Source organism: Microbacterium sp. Soil_N32 (assembly GCF_057655505.1).
On the sequence record NZ_JBDGME010000019.1, the window covers coordinates 1 to 16,498 of the forward strand.

Below are 16,498 nucleotides of genomic sequence, written 5' to 3' on the forward strand. Positions count from 1 at the left end.
GAAACATCAATAGTGTTTCGGCGGCCATAGCGTGAGGGAAACGCCCGGTTACATTCCGAACCCGGAAGCTAAGCCTCACAGCGCCGATGGTACTGCAGGGGGGACCCTGTGGGAGAGTAGGACACCGCCGGACTTCTTTTAAGTAAAATGGCCACCCAGTGCTGGGTGGCCATTTTGCGTTTACGGGACAGGAGTCACCATGTCAGAAGAAGAGCGTCGCCCGCGTCGCAACGATGATCGATCGCGCGCAGAGCGCCCTTCTGGTGACCGTCCGCGTTACCGCGACAGCGCCCCGCGCCGCGAGGGCGGGTACAACCGTGACAACCGCGATGGTGCCCCGCGCCGCGAGGGCGGGTACAACCGTGACAGCCGTGATGGTGGTGCGCCGCGTCGCGAGGGTGGTTACAACCGCGATGGTGGTGGCCCGCGTCGCGAGGGCGGGTACAACCGTGATGGCGGTGCGCCGCGTCGCGAGGGTGGTTACAACCGCGACAACCGTGATGGGCGTGCCCCGCGTCGCGAGGGCGGGTACAACCGTGATGGCGGTGCGCCGCGTCGCGAGGGTGGATACAGCCGTGACGGCGGTGCCCCGCGTCGCGAGGGCGGGTACAACCGTGATGGTGGCGCTCCGCGTCGCGAGGGTGGATACAGCCGTGACGGCGGTGCCCCGCGTCGCGAGGGCGGGTACAACCGTGATGGTGGCGCTCCGCGTCGCGAGGGTGGATACAACCGTGACGGCGGTGCCCCGCGCCGCGAGGGTGGATTCAGCCGTGACAGCCGCGATGGTGGTCCGCGCCGCGAGGGTGGTTACACCCGCGACGGTGGTCCGCGTCGTGAGGGTGGTTACAACCGCGATGGCGGTGCCCCGCGCCGCGAGGGTGGATTCAGCCGTGACAGCCGCGATGGTGGTCCGCGCCGCGAGGGCGGCGGCTTCAGCCGTGACAATCACGATGGTGCCCCGCGTCGCGAGGGTGGATTCAACCGTGACAACCGTGACGGTGGCCCGCGCCGCGAAGGCGGCTACAACCGTGACGGTGGCGCCCCGCGTCGTGACTCCCGCGACGGTGATTCGCGCGGTCGTTCGTTCCCGCAGCGTGGGGGAGCGGGCCGCGAACGCCCGGTCCAGGCGTCCAACGAGCGCGAGCGCGTCGACGAGCCCCGCATCCCGGAGGAGGTCACCGCGCGTGATCTGCACGGCGCCGCTCGCAACGAGCTGAAGACCCTCAGCAAGGAGAACGCCGAGCACGTGGCTCGACACCTCGCGATGGCATCCCGCCTGATCGACGAAGACCCGGAACTGGCGCATCGTCATGCTCTCGCCGCTTCGCGGCGTGCGGGGCGCATCGCGATCGTTCGTGAGACGCTCGGCATCACGGCGTATGCGACGGGCGACTTCGCTCTCGCCCTGCGTGAGCTGCGCACCTACCGGCGGATCTCCGGCAACGACGACCAGATCGCCCTGATGGTCGACAGCGAGCGTGGAATCGGTCGTCCCGACCGCGCACTCGAGACCGGGCGTGCCGTCGACCGCTCGACGTTGACCACGCCGGTACGGGTGGCGCTCGCGATCGCGATGTCGGGCGCGCGCCTCGACCAGGGTGACCTGGAGCTCGCGCTCGGTGAGCTGGAGATCCCCGAACTCGACCCCGACCGCGCCTTCGAGTACAGCCCGGCCCTGTTCGCTGCGCGCGCCGCGGTGCTGGAGGACCTCGGCCGTACTGAGGAAGCGGCGTTCTGGGCCCGTCGTGCCGACGTCGCCGCCGAAGCCCTGGGGCTCGATGGGGCCGGCGACGAGGAGATCTACGTCGAGGACGGCCTGATGGAGGACGACTTCTCCGACGACGACAGCGACGGGGTGTCCGCCTCTGAGCGTGACGCGGATGCGGATGCGGAAGCCCACGCGGAAGCCAATGCCGATGTCGACACGCGCGCTTCCGACGCGTCGCACCCGACTGAGGACTCGGAGCCCGAACCGTCGGTGGAAGACGAGGTGCGCGAGCTGCTCGGCGAGACCGACGACTCGGTCGATTCCGACACCGCCGCCGACGCCGCGGACACCGTCGAATCCGACGACGCGTCCCGCCCGGACGACGACGCGGACGACGCCCGCTGATGGCGCTCTTCTCCCGGCGGCGCACCCCGTCGACGCCGCTCGACGGGGTCGACACCGTGCTCGCCGACCTCGACGGGGTCGTCTACGCGGGCCCTGGCGCACTGCCGCACGCGGTGGAGAGCCTGAACGAGGCGGGCAAGACCCGTCGTCTGGGCTACATCACCAACAACGCCTCGCGGACGGATGCATCCGTGGCCGCGCACCTGTCCGGCCTCGGGCTCGATGTCGCACCGCACGACGTGGTGACGAGTCCGCAGGCTGCCATGCGTCTGCTGGCGGGTATCGTGCCGCCGCCGGCCACGATTCTCGTTGTCGGCGGCGACGGACTCGTCGACGAACTCGGGAAAGCCGGCTACACCGTCACCCGCAGCGCTCAGGACGAACCGAGCGCCGTGGTGCAGGGGTTCGCGCCGGAGGTGGCGTGGACCGACCTCGCCGAGGCGTCGTTCGCCCTGCAGCTGCCGGAGGACGAAGGCGGAATCCCATGGATCGCCACCAACACCGACTGGACCATTCCGCGCGAACGCGGGGTCGCCCCGGGCAACGGCACGCTCGTCTCGGCCGTCCACACCGCGGTCGGCCGTCTGGCGACCGTGGCCGGAAAACCCGAGACGCCGATCTTCGAGGAGGCCCTCGCGCGGTTCGAGGCGAAGAAGGCGCTGTTCATCGGCGACCGTCTGGACACCGACATCCTCGGCGCGAGCCGCGCCGGCATCGATTCGGCGCTGGTGCTGACGGGCATCGACCGGCCGAAGCACGTGCTGGCCGCCCCCGAGGGGTCGCGGCCCACGTTCGTGCTCAGCGACCTGCGTGAACTGCATCAGCCGTATCCCGAGGCCGTCGCGCGCGACGGGGCGTTCCACGTGAACGGTGCAGCCGTGCGGGTGCGCGGTGCCGACGTCGAGATCGTGGCGGACTCCGGTTCGCAGATCGACCTGCTCCGGGCCGGTGCCGCGGCGATCTGGGCGTCGGGCACCCCGGTGTTCGTGCTGCGCGTGCCGGAGAAGCTGTACGCCGACCCGTTCCACCGCCCCTGAGCATCCGCGCTGCGGCGCCACGGAGACGTCGGATGCTCCGCGTACAGTAGAAGCGTGAGCGATCAGACGAGAGACAGCGCGCCGACCGACGGCCTCTGGAGCCGCCTGCGCCTGATCGAGGGTCAGCCGCTGGCCGCGCGCGCGGAGGCGTACTCCGCGCTGCACGACGACCTGGCCCGCCGGCTCGACGGCGGCGGCCGTCTCGATCAGCGCGACGCCCCGGCATCTCGATGACCCGTCTCGACGCCGCACTTGCCGCACGAGGCCTCGCCCGGTCGCGCACGCATGCCGCTGCTCTCATCGCCGATGGGCTCGTGACGGTCGACGGACGACCGGTCGTCAAGGCTTCGACCGCGGTCGACGACGGTGCCGACATCGCCGTGGCGGGCGACGACCACTATGTCGGTCGCGCCGCCCACAAGCTCGTCGCCGCGCTCGACGCGTTCGAGGTGCCGGTCGCGGGGCGGCTGGCACTCGACATGGGCGCGTCCACCGGGGGGTTCACGCAGATCCTCCGCGAGCGCGGTGCGCGCCGAGTGCTCGCGGTCGACGTCGGCCACGGTCAACTCGCGCCGACGATCGCCGCCGACGCCGGCGTCGTGGCGGTGGAGGGCTTCAACGTCCGGCACATGACCCCGGAGAATCTCGCCGAAGCCACGGGCGAGACCGCCGCCCCCGATCTCGTGGTCGGCGACCTGTCTTTCATCTCGCTCGAACTCGTGCTCCCAGCAGTGGTGGCTGTCGCCGCATCCGACGCCGACATCGTGCTCCTCGTGAAACCGCAGTTCGAAGTGGGTCGCACCGCGGTGCGCGGCGGCCTCGTCACCGATCCGGCCACGCGAGCCGATGCCGTCGCGCGCGTCGTATGGAGCGCGTGGGACGGGGGACTCGGCATGCTCGGAATCGTCCGGTCGCCGTTGCCCGGCACGCACGGCAACTCCGAATTCCTCGTGCACCTCGCGCCGGGCCGGGGAAGCAATCCGACAGAGTTTATGGATCGGATCAACTCACTGTCAATTTCTAGATAATGACAGGGCTCCCGCGTAGTTCTGCGGGGGAGCGTGGCCATGTTGTGGCCACGGACTGGCCACGCACGAAGGGGACCTTCTGATGATCTTGATGGCGGCGAAAAGTGCTCAGCCTCTCATCTCCGATACCGTCGGCACTGTCCTGGCCACGGGCCTGGTGAGTGTCGCTGTCGCTGTTCTCACGCTGATCCTGTCGAATCGGCACTCACGCAAAGAGGCTGAGGCTCAACGGCGCGAGGCACGAAGAGTCGAGGTGCGGAAACTAATCGCCCAGTTTGTCCATGCGGGGGTCGCTCTGGCTTCGACGAACCAGGCTCTAGTGGCGTCGTACTACGAGGCCGCTGGAACTTCTGACCCTGATTCCTGGTTGGAACTTTCAGATTCTGAGACGAGTAGTCAACTCAGAGACGACCGTTCCACCATCGCCCGGACGGGGCGGGAACTGAAGTTGCTCGTGCGAGACGAGAAACTGCGCGAGGCGATCACTAAAGCTATCGATTCGGTCGTCCAAGACTGGCCGATGAAGGAACTTGTGGACGAGGCGAAGGCCAATGGTGGGGTGGCTCCCGTCGGCAAGAACGCGATGGGCAACGCATCTATGTACTTCCAGTACATGATGATGCGATTCGAACAGGTCGAGATGCGAGCATCCTCAATGCTCCAGGTCGAACTGTGAGACGGCCCGACTACGTGTCTGTCACACCCCAAAACTATGAGTACCTTGCGGCCACCAACTGAAGTTCTAGTTGAACGTGCCCCAGCTTGAGCGCACGACAGTCCAAGTCGTTTCCCAGGTGACGAAGGAAGCGGGATCAAACGTGGAGTCCAGTACCGTCACGCTAACAATCTGAGTCGCGGTGAGCGACAGCACATGGTTGCTAGCGCTATCGCTTTCGAAGTCCCAGAAGTGATAGCAGGGTGTCTTGTCTTTCGCGCGCTTTCGGGGCGCATAGTCCATCGGAGCACACCTCCGAACCAGTACGCGACCGTAGTCCTCCTTAGAACGGAAGGTGACTTCGACCTCGTGGAGATCGTGAATCGCTCGAATAATCTCGTCGTGGTTATCCAACTGCATATGTGCGCTCCTCGCTGAGTAACTTATCCAGACTCTAGCGTGGGTTACGTGCCTCGCTGTCAACCGTGCACCACAGGATCGTACGGGGCGACCTCCAGACGGTGAGCGGCGATGATTCGGTGGACGCTCCCGGACGACAGCCCGGTGAGCTTGGCAATCTCGCGCATGCTGTTACCTGCCTCCCGGTACTTCAATACCTGCTTGGTGTTCTCATCCGTCATCGCACTGCGCGGGCGTCCTGCTACCTGCTCACCGGCCCGAGCGCGGGCGGCGCGAGCGGCCCTAGCCTCTGCCACGCGCTCGGCGTTCATCTCACGCTCCCACTCGGCCATAAGGGTCATAAGGCCCCGCATCAGCTTGCCGGTAGCGCCAGTCATGTTCTCGCTTTCTTTGAGGGAGAGCACGGTGACGCCGCGTTCCTCAAGCTGTGCGATGGTCGTTAGCACGTGGAGGGCGGAGCGCCCCAGGCGGTCGAGTGAGGTTACCTGGATGCGATCCCCCTCCCGCACTCGGCTGAGGAGGTCGTCCAGGCCAGGACGAGCGGTCTTCACTCCGCTGATCTTGTCCGAGTAGATGTCGTCGCGGGCGATGCCAGCATCGATCAGAGCATCCATCTGGCGGTCGAGGTTCTGCGCGGAAGTGCTCACTCGGATGTAGCCGAATGTCTTCGAGGTTGTCATGTTCGACACTGTATCCGTGACGCGGTTTTGGGACAAGTAGCAGAGACAACTTTTGGAACGCCAAGTTGGCTTCTGCATGGTCAAGTCAAGGGGGCCAGGGGAGCGTTCCGAAATCATGGATATGAGACGGCCCTCGGCGGGCAAAGAAGGAAAACCCGCCGAGGGCCGTGGAGGCCGCCCCGGCCTGATACGGGGCGATGTCTGCGCGGCCCCATCTACCTGAGCGCGCAGAGGCATTTTCTAGTTCTTCTCCTCGATGTCCTTCAAGACCTTCGCGAGTCGAGCTACCTCGGGGTCGTCGGCTGGGCCATCGAGGAGGCGACGCACTTCGGGGTTGTTCGGGTCGAGGGACTGCCTCACGTCATCTTCGCTCCATTCGAAGAAGTTCTTCTTCTCTTCGATGGCGGCGCGTTCAGCATCCCGGTTGCCTGCGATCACAGCGCGCAAGTACGGGTCGTCAATCATTCGGTCTTTCCAATCTCACTCAGGCGTCGTAGTGCCCTGTGAAGGTCGTCTGCGGCACCAACAGAGACCGCGAGGCTTCCGTCGTAGATGTCTTGGAGGACATCGAGCAGGGCCAGCATGGCGGCGTCGGTCTTCAGGGTGACGGCACTCACTGCTGTGCCTTCGGACGCAGTGCGGAGCCGTACTTCTTGTTGACTTCTGCGAGGGCGGCGGCGCGCTCGCTGGGGTCGGAGATGCCCTGCGCGTACTCCTTGGCCTTGATGCCACGACGGTAGAGAACGTACTCATCATCGAGGCCGATCCCCATGCCCTCAGGTGCTGGCCCGGTTCCGAACCGTTGCATACCCCAGCGTTGTACTTGCTCTTCGGGGGTGAGGTCGAGCCAACTCTTGCCTAGACGATCCTTTGAAAGTTCGTACTCCTCGGGAGTGACCTCGAAAGTCTCCCCGGCGAGAAGCACACGACCGGCGACAGCATCGCCAGCGGGGGAAAACTTGTTGAGGGTCAGGCCGGTGGCGCGGGCGTGGAACACTCGGTTCTTTGTTGTCATGGTCAGGTCTCCTTGGTAAGACGCTTCAACACGTCGGTGAGGTCAGAGAGCGCGGGGTGCCCTCTAAGGGTCGAGATGAACGAGCGAGTGCTAACGGGGTCCTGACGTGCGAACTCACCCAGTGCGGCCACCAGTTCCATTGCCTCTTCAAACGCGCGCTCAGCGGCAGTGTCATCGATGCCAAGGTGCCGAATCCGGACGGAAAGTGCTTCTGACTCGACCTTGATAGCCCTAGCGCGGGCAACCGGTGTCGCGGTGCGGGACTTCCTGCGGAGGTCACGGGCATCATCCGCGATCTGGATGGCACGCACCACCACATCTGTAGTGGAGGGTTCGTCCTCAGCGAGCTTCGCGAGGTCGCTCTTACGAGAAATCGCGTACCTGGAGAGCGCACTCACGCTCAGGCCTGTCCACGTGCGAATGCTTTCGTAGGTCTCGCCGCTGTCCAGGGCTGTGTCAATGCGTGCACGGGCAGGGTGAGTCTCCACCGTGCTCGGTCGTCCAATACGCGTCATCCTGCGCCAATCGTTGAAGTTTAGGGGAAATGAGAGAATCCCAATGCTTTCGTGCAACGTTCGGTGGAGTCTCCCGGCATGGACAGCCATAAAGGCCGAACGCATCCCCGCTCTCATTTCCTCATTTACTACTATCGCTCGATCCACCGGCGAGAGACGAGAAATCCCTAAATATTTTGAGAATTCTTGGAGGCTATTTGCGGGCATGGAAATCGCTTTAGGTATCCCAGTGGCCCGGAGCGTGCATTAGGCCCGCAGAATGGCCGTGCAGCGCTTCTCAGAGGGTGCTGACGATTGCAGTGAACCTCTTAGTGATCACCAATTCATCGATTCGCGCTGATGCCTGAGTAATCGTCATGTTGGACCAGTCAGATTCCGGTAGCCCTAGTTGATCTTCGAGAAGCATTCCGTATGAGCGTTGTTTCATGGTTGCTGGCCAGTCCCTAGTCATTTCTTACTTCTCCGGTTTCCGTGTTTACTGAGTCAAAGAACTTGCGCATTGCATAGATCGTCGTGCGAGAGCGGATGCCCTTCTTCGTGGTCAGGTAGTTGACGGCCTGGGTTACCGTCATGTCGCGAGTTTCTAGATAATCGTCAAATGTCCACTTGGTCACGGCCCCTGCCTTTACCGCTGTGGCCCTGATCCGCTCCGCCTTCTCGGGGTTCCACATCTTCCGCGCCTCCCGCACTGCCTTCGCGGACTCGTAGCGTTGGTGCTTGCGTGTGACTGTTCGCCCCATCTCTGAGTTCAACTCTTCGGTGTGTGATGCAACGAATAGTGCAATCACATCATCTTCCATAAGTCCATTGAATTGGTTTAGATACCTCAGCGCAATGCTCACCATGTCGCTGAAGACCCGACGTGCTCGATACTGCCGTTCACTTTCTTCTTTTCGCCTACGAGTTCCCCGCTTCAGCCCGTTGAGCTTGAAGGTCTTATTCTCAACACTCCCTTCGGTTGTGTTAGATTCTGGACACTTTTCAACCAGCATTGGCATTGTGGCGGTGTCGTCAAAGAATGCGTGTGAGACTCTCATGTTTTCCTCGTCTTATTCATACGCCTCATTCGGAGACTTCCCCAATCACGAGATTCTTCTCGGCACGTTTCTTTCGAGCGTGCGCCGCGATTGCCTGTCTGCATTCTTGGCATCGGCAACCGCGGGAATACGATGTCGTAGTTCCACACGGAGCAATCTCGCCATTAGGGCGACGAACTCCCTTCGGCTTTCGACTCGCTCGCTTCGCCATCCTGCATTCATCACAGCGACACGCGGAAACTTTGTACGCCCTTAGGGTGCCGTGCTCGATCCCCGAATCACCGACGACTGGAGGACTCACGGACGGCACCATCGGAGTGGAAGTCTCTTTCTTCGGCGGGGCGAACATCGGACGCCGGTCCACTTCCACGACCGAGGCCGTTTTCGTAGGCGCTTTCCATGTCACGGTGACGGGTCTGTGCGTCGGTACGGTCTCATCAGTGCGTGAAATGCGCTTGGCGGGCGCTGTACGCGGTTCTGGGGGCCTGGCGGGGTTTCGTGCGGCCCACGTAGCGCGGGAGGCGAACTCGGCCCGTACAGCGGCGTCAGAGTTTTCGCGCACCCTGCGACATTCATGTCGCGCGTCGAGCACGATACGGGCGCGGTCCGCGTCGGTGGGAGCCGTGCCCACGAGCGCGGCCAAGTAGCGGCGTCGAGGTTCGGGGAGGTCGGTCAAGGTGCGGATGACGGCGAGAGCTTCAGGGATCAGCATGCCTATAGATATCGCGCGAAACGAGCTTGCCTATTTGGGTGCACGGTGCGACATCGATCCATGCCGGGAGATTCCCGCACACGTGCGCCACCTATGCCTTGGACGGCCTACAACACACCTTCGAGAGCGTTCACAAGTTGCTGTTGACGCTCTAGAGAAGGACGCTGATAGACCAGCGCTGACCTGACATCACTATGCCCGCCACGTTGCATGAGTTCGGCGAGGCTGGCGTTGTTGGCAAAGGCGGTCAGGTGGGTAGCTCTGAGGTCGTGCGTGTGGATCGAGTCAAGTCCGAACTCCCTCCTGAGAGAGTCCCAACGGCGGTTCCAGTCCCAATAGGAGAGCCGCTTGCCGACGTTGTTCACGAAGACGGCACCCTTTCCCAGCCCTTGGTCCTTCCACGCTGACAGAGCGGCCACAGCGGCTTGGGTGACCGGCTGGAGCACGTCGGCGTCGGGGTGCTTCTTCCGTCCCGGCTTCACGCCGAATCGGGTCAGGTGCTTGTGCACGCGAAGAGCGGCGTTGTTCAGATCGATGTCCTCCCAATCGAGTGCAAGGACTTCACCAATGCGGAGACCGCTGGACACCAGCGTTTGGATAATGACCGCTACCTGAGGATCGGAGGTGAGCATCTTCAAGAGGTTGACCGTATCGACACTGACCGGGGGGCGCTTCTTGGACACGTCCCGACTGGCCCCCTTGATCTTCACGAACTTCTGAATCTCGCCGTCCTCCACGGCCTGATTCATGATGTTGGAGAGCACGAAGTACGCCGCCTTGCGGGGGCCTGGTTTATCCTCCATGGATGCCCACCAGCGGCGGATCATCGTCGGCGTGATGTCGGTCAACTTCCTGTCGCCGAAGGTGGGGTGAAGGTGGTTCCGATAGGAGCGAACGTAGTTCTCCCATGAGCCGGGAGCAAGATCGTGCTTCCGTGCGTTCAGGTGAGCCTCGGCGTACCGCCAGAACTTGATGTTCCCGCGTCGCTCTTCCTTATAGACGAGCGCCCGGGCCTGAGCCTCCTCAGCCTCCCGGCGGGTATCGAAGGTTCCCAGCGACACCTTCCTACCGTCGCGGTAGATGCGAGCGCGCCAACGGCCACTTGGCAACTTGCTTGGCTTCTCCATCTCGGTACCTCCTTCTCATCTGTACGGTTGAGTCGTGGAGATATCAAAGGAAGTGGCTGAGGCGATGGCCACGCGACTGGCCACGCTTCCCGACCAGGTGCCCTACCTCCGCAGAATCTCAACGGTCTGGAGGGATCGTCCGAACCCTCCGACAGAATGGTTGGACCGCATCAACGCAGTGGCTGGAGGACGATGAACGAGCGCAACATCCTGGTCGTCGCCCACGCCGGACGTGACGCGACGGTCGCGGCGGCGCGGCGGGTGGTCGACGCGCTGCGCGGGGCGGGTGCCCGCCCGGTGCTCGCGCAGGTCGACCGGGCCGAGCTCAGTGCCGTCGACGGTTCGTTCGCCGACGTCGACGTGCTGGGCGACACCGTCGATCCCGCCGCGCTCGAGCTGGCGATCGTCCTCGGGGGAGACGGCACGATCCTGCGTGCGGCCGAGCTCGTGCGCGACACCGGCGCCCCCGTGCTGGGCATCAACATGGGCCACGTCGGCTTCCTGGCCGAGATCGACCCCGACGACATGGACGACGCGGTGCGCCGCGTGATCGAGCGCGACTACGAGGTTGAGGAGCGGCTCGCCCTCTCGGTGCGGGTGAAGGACGCGCAGGGTGTCGTCGTGTACGAGACCTGGGCGTTGAACGAGGCGACGGTCGAGAAGGCCAGCCGTGAGCGCATGATCGAGGTCGTCATCGAGATCGACGGCCGACCGCTCTCGAGTTTCGGATGCGACGGCATGGTGATCTCGACCCCGACCGGGTCGACGGCGTACAACTTCTCCGCAGGGGGACCGGTGATCTGGCCCAGCGTCGAGGCGATCGCCGTGGTCCCGCTCTCGGCCCATGCCCTGTTCGCGAAGCCGCTGGTCGTGAGCCCCGACGCGGCGGTCGCGATCGAGATGCTCGAACGCACGGACGGGTCCGGCATCCTCTGGTGCGACGGTCGGCGCTCGCACGAGCTCCCGCCGGGCGCGAGAGTGGTGGCCCGGCGGTCGTCGCGTCCGGTGCGCCTCGCTCGTCTGCATCCGACCGCGTTCACGAACCGTCTGGTGCGCAAGTTCCAGCTGCCCGTCGCCGGGTGGCGCGGGCAGGAGCCCGGGGGCGTCGCATGATCGAGGAGATGCGGATGCGCGGGCTCGGCGTGATCGACGACGCGGTGCTGCCGCTCGGCGCCGGGTTCACCGCGATCACAGGCGAGACCGGCGCCGGCAAGACCATGGTCGTGACCGGTCTCGGTCTGCTGCTCGGACAGCGAGCCGACTCGGGGGCCGTGCGCGCCGGAGCAACACAGGCCTCCGTGGCGGGCGTATGGGTGGTGCCCGAGAAGGGCGCCGTGGCCGACATCGTCGCGGACGCCGGAGGAGAGCTAGAGCCGATAGACGACACGCGCGCCGAGCTCTACGTCTCACGCACCCTGAGCGCCGAGGGGCGCAGTCGGGCGAGTGTCGGCGGACGGGCGGCTCCCGCCGGGGTCCTGTCGGCCCTAGCGGATGAGCTGGTCGTCGTGCACGGGCAGTCCGAGCAATTGCGGCTGCGGTCGGCCGCGGCGCAGCGCGACGCTCTGGACCGTTTCGGCGGTGCTCCCGTGGGGGCGGCGCTGCAGGCGTACGCGGCATCCTTCGAACGCTGGCGTGCGCTGGACGCCGAGATCACCGACATCTCCGCCAACCGCGATCGACGAAGCGACGAGGCGGCGCGCCTGCGCGAGGCTCTGGCCCTGATCGAGGCGACGGCGCCCGAGCCCGGCGAGGAGGAGCAGCTCGCCGCACGTGCCGAGCGTCTGGCGAACGCGGAGGAGTTGCGGCTCGCGGCTACGCAGGCGCACGGCGTGCTCTCCAACGAGGAGGGGGAGCCGGATGCGTCGGCGATGGTGGCGGAGGCGCGACGCGTGCTCGAGCGCGCGTCGGATCCCACTCTCACCGACATCGCCGAGGGGCTCGCCGATATCGGGTACCGGCTCGCCGACCTCGCGGGGGCGCTGTCGGCGTATCTCGCCGACCTCGACGAATCGGGGCCGCACGAGCTCGCGGCGGTCGAGGAGCGTCGCGCGGCGCTGGGTGTGCTGGTCCGCGCGCACGGTTCGGTCGACGCCGCCATCGATCTGTGGCGCACCGGGTCGGAGCGCCTGGCCGAACTCGACGACGACGACGACCGGCTTGAGCGCCTCTCGGCGGAGCGCGACGCCGCGCGTGCGGACCTCGATACGGCCGCCGACGCGCTCACCGCCGTCCGGTCCGACGCGGCGCAGCGCCTCGGAGCGGCCGTCACCGAGGAACTGCACGCGCTGGCCATGCCCGATGCGCGGCTCGAGGTGTCGGTGTCGCCGGGCAACGAGTCCGCCCACGGTCGTGACGACGTCGCCATCCTGCTCGCCCCGCACCCGGGCGCCGAGCCCCGTTCCGTTGCGAAGGGCGCGTCCGGGGGAGAGCTGTCGCGGGTCATGCTCGCGATCGAGGTGGTGATCGCCGGCACCGACCCCGTGCCGACCTTCGTCTTCGACGAGGTGGATGCCGGGATCGGCGGCGCTGCGGCGATCGAGGTCGGCCGACGACTCGCCCGACTGGCGGAGTCGTCGCAGGTCATCGCGGTCACGCATCTCGCTCAGGTCGCCGCGTTCGCGACGAACCATCTCTCCGTCGTGAAGTCGAACGACGGCGCCGTCACGGCGTCGAGCGTGCGGCGCCTCGAAGGCGAGGAACGCGAGGCCGAGATGGCGCGCCTTCTCTCCGGACTCGCGGATTCGGACGCCGCACTCACCCACGCCCGTGAACTCCTCGGCCTCGGCCGCTGAACGAACTGTTAGGATAGAAGCCCGTGATGAACTCTTCTTCTGCGGGAACCAGCAACGACACCACCAAGCACGTTTTCGTGACAGGCGGTGTCGTTTCGTCTCTCGGCAAGGGCCTGACGGCGGCAAGCCTCGGCAACCTGCTGACCGCCCGCGGACTCCGCGTCGTGATGCAGAAGCTCGACCCGTATCTGAACGTCGACCCCGGCACGATGAACCCGTTCCAGCACGGTGAGGTCTTCGTCACCGACGACGGCGCCGAGACCGATCTCGACATCGGACACTACGAGCGGTTCCTCGACATCAACCTGTCGCAGGCGGCGAACGTCACGACCGGCCAGATCTACTCGCAGGTCATCGCGCGCGAGCGCCGCGGCGAGTACCTGGGCGACACCGTGCAGGTCATCCCGCACATCACCGACGAGATCAAGCGCCGCATGCGCCTGCAGGCGACCGAGGACCCCCGTCCCGACGTCATCATCACCGAGGTCGGCGGCACGGTCGGCGACATCGAGTCGCAGCCCTTCCTCGAGGCGGCTCGGCAGCTGCGCCACGAGCTCGGTCGCGACAACGTCTTCTTCGTGCACGTCTCCCTCGTGCCGTTCATGGGCGCGTCCGGCGAGCAGAAGACGAAGCCGACACAGCACTCGGTGGCCGCTCTCCGCCAGGTCGGCATTCAGCCCGACGCCCTGGTGCTGCGCAGCGACCGCCCGGTCAGCGAGAGCAACCGCAACAAGATCGCGCTCATGTGCGACGTCGACGCCGAGGGTGTCATCAACACCGTCGACCTGCCGAGCATCTACGACATCCCGTCGACGCTCAACGAGCAGGGTCTCGATTCGTACCTCCTGCGTCGCCTGGGTCTCGACCCGAAGGCCGCCGATGTCGACTGGACGCGCTGGAGCAAGGTTCTCCACGCGGTGCACAACCCGAAGCACGAGGTGACGATCGGCCTCGTCGGCAAGTACATCGACCTGCCCGACGCGTACCTCTCGGTCACCGAGGCCCTCAAGGCCGGTGGATTCGCCCAGGAGACGAAGGTCAACATCCGCTGGATCCCCTCCGACCTCTGCGAGACGCCCGAGGGTGCGCGCGACCAGCTCGCGACGCTCGACGGCATCTGCGTGCCGGGCGGCTTCGGCATCCGCGGTATCGAGGGCAAGCTCGGTGCTCTGCGCTTCGCCCGCGAGCAGGGCATCCCGACGCTGGGCCTCTGCCTCGGACTCCAGTGCATGGTGATCGAGTACGCCCGTCACGTGGCCGGGATCGCGGATGCATCGTCGAGCGAGTTCGACCCCGAGACGTCCGAGCCGGTCATCGCGACCATGGCCGAGCAGATCGAGATCCTCGATGGCGGCAACCTGGGCGGCACGATGCGCCTAGGCCTCTATCAGGCCGCCCTCGCCGAGGGGTCGCTGGCCCGCGAGGTCTACGGCGCGGCAGAGGTGTCCGAGCGTCACCGTCACCGCTACGAGGTCAACAACGCCTATCGCGACCGTCTCTCCGAGGCGGGACTGTGGTTCTCGGGTCTCAACCCCGAACTCGACCTCGTCGAGTTCGTCGAGCTGCCGCGCGACGTGCACCCGTACTACGTCGCCACCCAGGCCCACCCCGAGCTGCGCTCGCGTCCGACCGACCCGCACCCGCTGTTCCGCGGTCTCGTGGGCGCGGCCATCGAGCGCTCGCACGCGTCGGAGCTCTTCGAGGTCGACGCGGATGCCTGAGTCGGCGTCCGACCTCCGGGACGAGCCCTTCGACCCCGAGGTGCTGGAGAGCGACCTCGTGTTCGAGGGGGCCGTCTGGGATGTCCGCGACGACCGCGTGCGGTACGGCGACGGCGAGATCCGCCGCCAGTACGTCGCCCACACCGGGGCGGTCGCGATCGTCGCCCTCGACGACGACGGCCGTGTGCTGCTGATCCAGCAGTATCGGCATCCGATCCGGCACCGCGACTGGGAGCTGCCCGCCGGACTGCTCGACGTCGCCGGGGAGGAGCCGCTCGCCGCAGCCCAGCGCGAGCTGGCCGAGGAGGCCGATCTGGTCGCGGACCACTGGGAGCCGCTGGTGTCGTCGTGGACGACGCCGGGCGGCAACGACGAGATCATCCACGTCTTCCTGGCGACGGGGCTCCGTGCGGCCGAGACGGCGCACGCGCGCGTCGACGAGGAGGCCGACATCCGCGTCGAGTGGATGCCGCTGGCGGATGCGGTCGACGCCGTGCTCACCGGGCGCATGCGCAACGGCATCCTGGGCCTCGGGGTGATGGCGGCGACACTGAGGACCAGACGCGAGGGCTGACGCGATGCAGCTCGCGCGTGCTCTCGACGTCTACCTGCGCCATGTCACGATCGAGCGCGGTCTCAGCGAGCATACGGTCGCCGCATACCGCCGCGACCTCGAGGGCTACGTGTCATGGCTCGGGGAACAGGGGATCGTCGACACTGCGGAGGTGACGGCGGCGGTCATCGGCCGATTCGTCGCCGAGCGGGCGGCAGCCGAACCCCCGCCCGCGGCGACGAGCCTGGCGCGACTGCAATCGTCGGTGCGGGGCTGGCACCGATTCCTGGCGAGGGAGGGTGTCGAGGCGGATGACCCGAGCGGCCGACTGCGACCGCCGAAGGCGCCGCGCCGGCTGCCCAAGGCCCTCACCATCGACCAGGTCGAGCGGCTTCTGGCGGCGCCGTCTGCGGAGGAACCCGCGGGGATTCGCGACCGTGCGCTGCTCGAGCTGATGTACGCCACCGGTGCGCGGGTCTCCGAGGCGGTGGGGCTCGATGTCGACGACCTCGCCCACGGCGACGTGCTGCGACTGCGCGGCAAGGGATCGAAAGAACGCATCGTTCCGGTCGGCTCGTTCGCCCGCGCAGCCGTCGACGCGTATCTGACGCGCGCGCGACCGTCGCTGGCGGCGAAGGGCAGAGCGTCATCGCGGCTCTTCCTCGGACTCCGCGGCGCTCCGCTGTCACGGCAGAGCGCCTGGCTGGTGATCAGGTCAGCGGCGGAGCGCGCGCAGATCACGAGCGAGGTCTCGCCGCACACCCTGCGCCACTCGTTCGCGACCCACCTACTGCAGGGCGGCGCGGATGTGCGCGTGGTGCAGGAGCTGCTGGGACATTCCTCGGTCGCGACGACGCAGATCTACACGCACGTCTCCGTCGACACGCTGCGGGACATCTACGCGACGTCGCATCCCCGCGCGCGCTGAAGTACCCGTCGAGCCGCGCGCATCGAGCCCGTCGTCGCCCCAGGCTGGGCCGCTACTAGTTGGTATTCCGGAAGCCACCATGTTCGCCTTGAAAGCATTGCGTCAGCATTCGTTCTCGATCCCTCCTCCGTACTGTGAAACTCTCATCCCCATGGCTTCGGAGAC

At 66.1% G+C, this 16,498-nt stretch carries 18 protein-coding genes and 1 rRNA gene; 11 read left to right on the plus strand and 8 right to left on the minus strand.

Annotated features, from left to right (window positions below):
* The first annotated feature begins 16 nt into the window (after positions 1-16).
* A 5S ribosomal RNA gene (gene rrf, locus AC3A3J_RS08035) occupies positions 17-133 on the plus strand.
* A 69-nt stretch (positions 134-202) separates the two neighbouring features.
* Here the strand turns inward: rrf and AC3A3J_RS08040 are convergent.
* Positions 203-1,312, minus strand: coding sequence for a hypothetical protein (locus tag AC3A3J_RS08040; RefSeq protein ID WP_487671781.1), 1,110 nt, complete (start codon positions 1,310-1,312; stop codon positions 203-205).
* Between AC3A3J_RS08040 and AC3A3J_RS08045 the strand changes: the two genes are divergently transcribed.
* From AC3A3J_RS08045 to AC3A3J_RS08065, 5 genes are all read left to right on the plus strand, one after another.
* On the plus strand, positions 1,265-2,113 hold the full coding sequence (locus tag AC3A3J_RS08045; protein ID WP_487671782.1) for a hypothetical protein: 849 nt from the start codon (positions 1,265-1,267) through the stop codon (positions 2,111-2,113). The genes AC3A3J_RS08040 and AC3A3J_RS08045 overlap by 48 nt on opposite strands.
* On the plus strand, positions 2,113-3,150 hold the full coding sequence (locus tag AC3A3J_RS08050; protein ID WP_487671783.1) for an HAD-IIA family hydrolase: 1,038 nt from the start codon (positions 2,113-2,115) through the stop codon (positions 3,148-3,150). Before AC3A3J_RS08045 ends, AC3A3J_RS08050 begins: the two co-directional genes overlap by 1 nt.
* A 54-nt stretch (positions 3,151-3,204) precedes the next feature.
* Positions 3,205-3,384: a hypothetical protein gene (locus tag AC3A3J_RS08055; RefSeq protein ID WP_487671784.1), complete on the plus strand. Its 180-nt coding sequence runs from the start codon at positions 3,205-3,207 to the stop codon at positions 3,382-3,384.
* Positions 3,381-4,178 carry a TlyA family RNA methyltransferase gene (locus AC3A3J_RS08060; protein WP_487671785.1) on the plus strand — a complete coding sequence of 266 codons (798 nt, stop codon included), beginning with the start codon at positions 3,381-3,383 and terminating at the stop codon, positions 4,176-4,178. The genes AC3A3J_RS08055 and AC3A3J_RS08060 overlap by 4 nt, the downstream gene beginning before the upstream one ends.
* 82 nt (positions 4,179-4,260) lie before the next feature.
* Positions 4,261-4,854, plus strand: coding sequence for a hypothetical protein (locus AC3A3J_RS08065; RefSeq protein WP_487671786.1), 594 nt, complete (start codon positions 4,261-4,263; stop codon positions 4,852-4,854).
* 458 nt (positions 4,855-5,312) lie between these two features.
* Here the strand turns inward: AC3A3J_RS08065 and AC3A3J_RS08070 are convergent, their stop codons facing one another.
* The 7 genes from AC3A3J_RS08070 to AC3A3J_RS08100 form a co-directional block, all read right to left on the minus strand.
* Complete coding sequence (locus AC3A3J_RS08070; protein WP_487671787.1) at positions 5,313-5,933, minus strand: recombinase family protein; 621 nt, start codon at positions 5,931-5,933, stop codon at positions 5,313-5,315.
* Between the two features lie 240 nt (positions 5,934-6,173).
* On the minus strand, positions 6,174-6,398 hold the full coding sequence (locus AC3A3J_RS08075) for a hypothetical protein (RefSeq protein ID WP_487671788.1): 225 nt from the start codon (positions 6,396-6,398) through the stop codon (positions 6,174-6,176).
* Positions 6,395-6,550 carry a hypothetical protein gene (locus AC3A3J_RS08080; protein ID WP_487671789.1) on the minus strand — a complete coding sequence of 52 codons (156 nt, stop codon included), beginning with the start codon at positions 6,548-6,550 and terminating at the stop codon, positions 6,395-6,397. Before AC3A3J_RS08080 ends, AC3A3J_RS08075 begins: the two co-directional genes overlap by 4 nt.
* On the minus strand, positions 6,547-6,948 hold the full coding sequence (locus AC3A3J_RS08085; protein ID WP_487671790.1) for a hypothetical protein: 402 nt from the start codon (positions 6,946-6,948) through the stop codon (positions 6,547-6,549). The genes AC3A3J_RS08080 and AC3A3J_RS08085 overlap by 4 nt, the downstream gene beginning before the upstream one ends.
* Before the next feature lie 2 nt (positions 6,949-6,950).
* The gene (locus AC3A3J_RS08090; protein WP_487671791.1) at positions 6,951-7,346 is read right to left on the minus strand and encodes a hypothetical protein; all 396 of its coding nucleotides are present in this window, start codon (positions 7,344-7,346) and stop codon (positions 6,951-6,953) included.
* A 560-nt stretch (positions 7,347-7,906) separates the two neighbouring features.
* Entirely contained in the window at positions 7,907-8,500 is a 594-nt protein-coding gene (locus tag AC3A3J_RS08095) for a hypothetical protein (protein WP_487671792.1), read from the minus strand.
* Between the two features lie 819 nt (positions 8,501-9,319).
* Positions 9,320-10,339 (minus strand): tyrosine-type recombinase/integrase, encoded by a 1,020-nt coding sequence (locus AC3A3J_RS08100; RefSeq protein WP_487671793.1) that lies wholly within the window; start codon positions 10,337-10,339, stop codon positions 9,320-9,322.
* A gap of 192 nt (positions 10,340-10,531) precedes the next feature.
* Here AC3A3J_RS08100 and AC3A3J_RS08105 point away from each other — a divergent pair, with 192 nt between their 5' ends.
* From AC3A3J_RS08105 to xerD, 5 genes are read left to right on the plus strand one after another with little or no spacing between them, the layout of a single operon-like run.
* On the plus strand, positions 10,532-11,452 hold the full coding sequence (locus AC3A3J_RS08105) for an NAD kinase (protein ID WP_487671794.1): 921 nt from the start codon (positions 10,532-10,534) through the stop codon (positions 11,450-11,452).
* Positions 11,449-13,131: a DNA repair protein RecN gene (gene recN / locus AC3A3J_RS08110; protein WP_487671795.1), complete on the plus strand. Its 1,683-nt coding sequence runs from the start codon at positions 11,449-11,451 to the stop codon at positions 13,129-13,131. Before AC3A3J_RS08105 ends, recN begins: the two co-directional genes overlap by 4 nt.
* A gap of 26 nt (positions 13,132-13,157) precedes the next feature.
* Positions 13,158-14,852, plus strand: a complete 1,695-nt coding sequence (gene pyrG, locus AC3A3J_RS08115) for a CTP synthase (RefSeq protein ID WP_487671796.1) — start codon at positions 13,158-13,160, stop codon at positions 14,850-14,852.
* Positions 14,845-15,426 carry an NUDIX domain-containing protein gene (locus AC3A3J_RS08120; RefSeq protein WP_487671797.1) on the plus strand — a complete coding sequence of 194 codons (582 nt, stop codon included), beginning with the start codon at positions 14,845-14,847 and terminating at the stop codon, positions 15,424-15,426. The genes pyrG and AC3A3J_RS08120 overlap by 8 nt, the downstream gene beginning before the upstream one ends.
* Before the next feature lie 4 nt (positions 15,427-15,430).
* The gene (gene xerD, locus AC3A3J_RS08125; protein ID WP_487671798.1) at positions 15,431-16,333 is read left to right on the plus strand and encodes a site-specific tyrosine recombinase XerD; all 903 of its coding nucleotides are present in this window, start codon (positions 15,431-15,433) and stop codon (positions 16,331-16,333) included.
* Positions 16,334-16,498 lie beyond the last annotated feature (165 nt).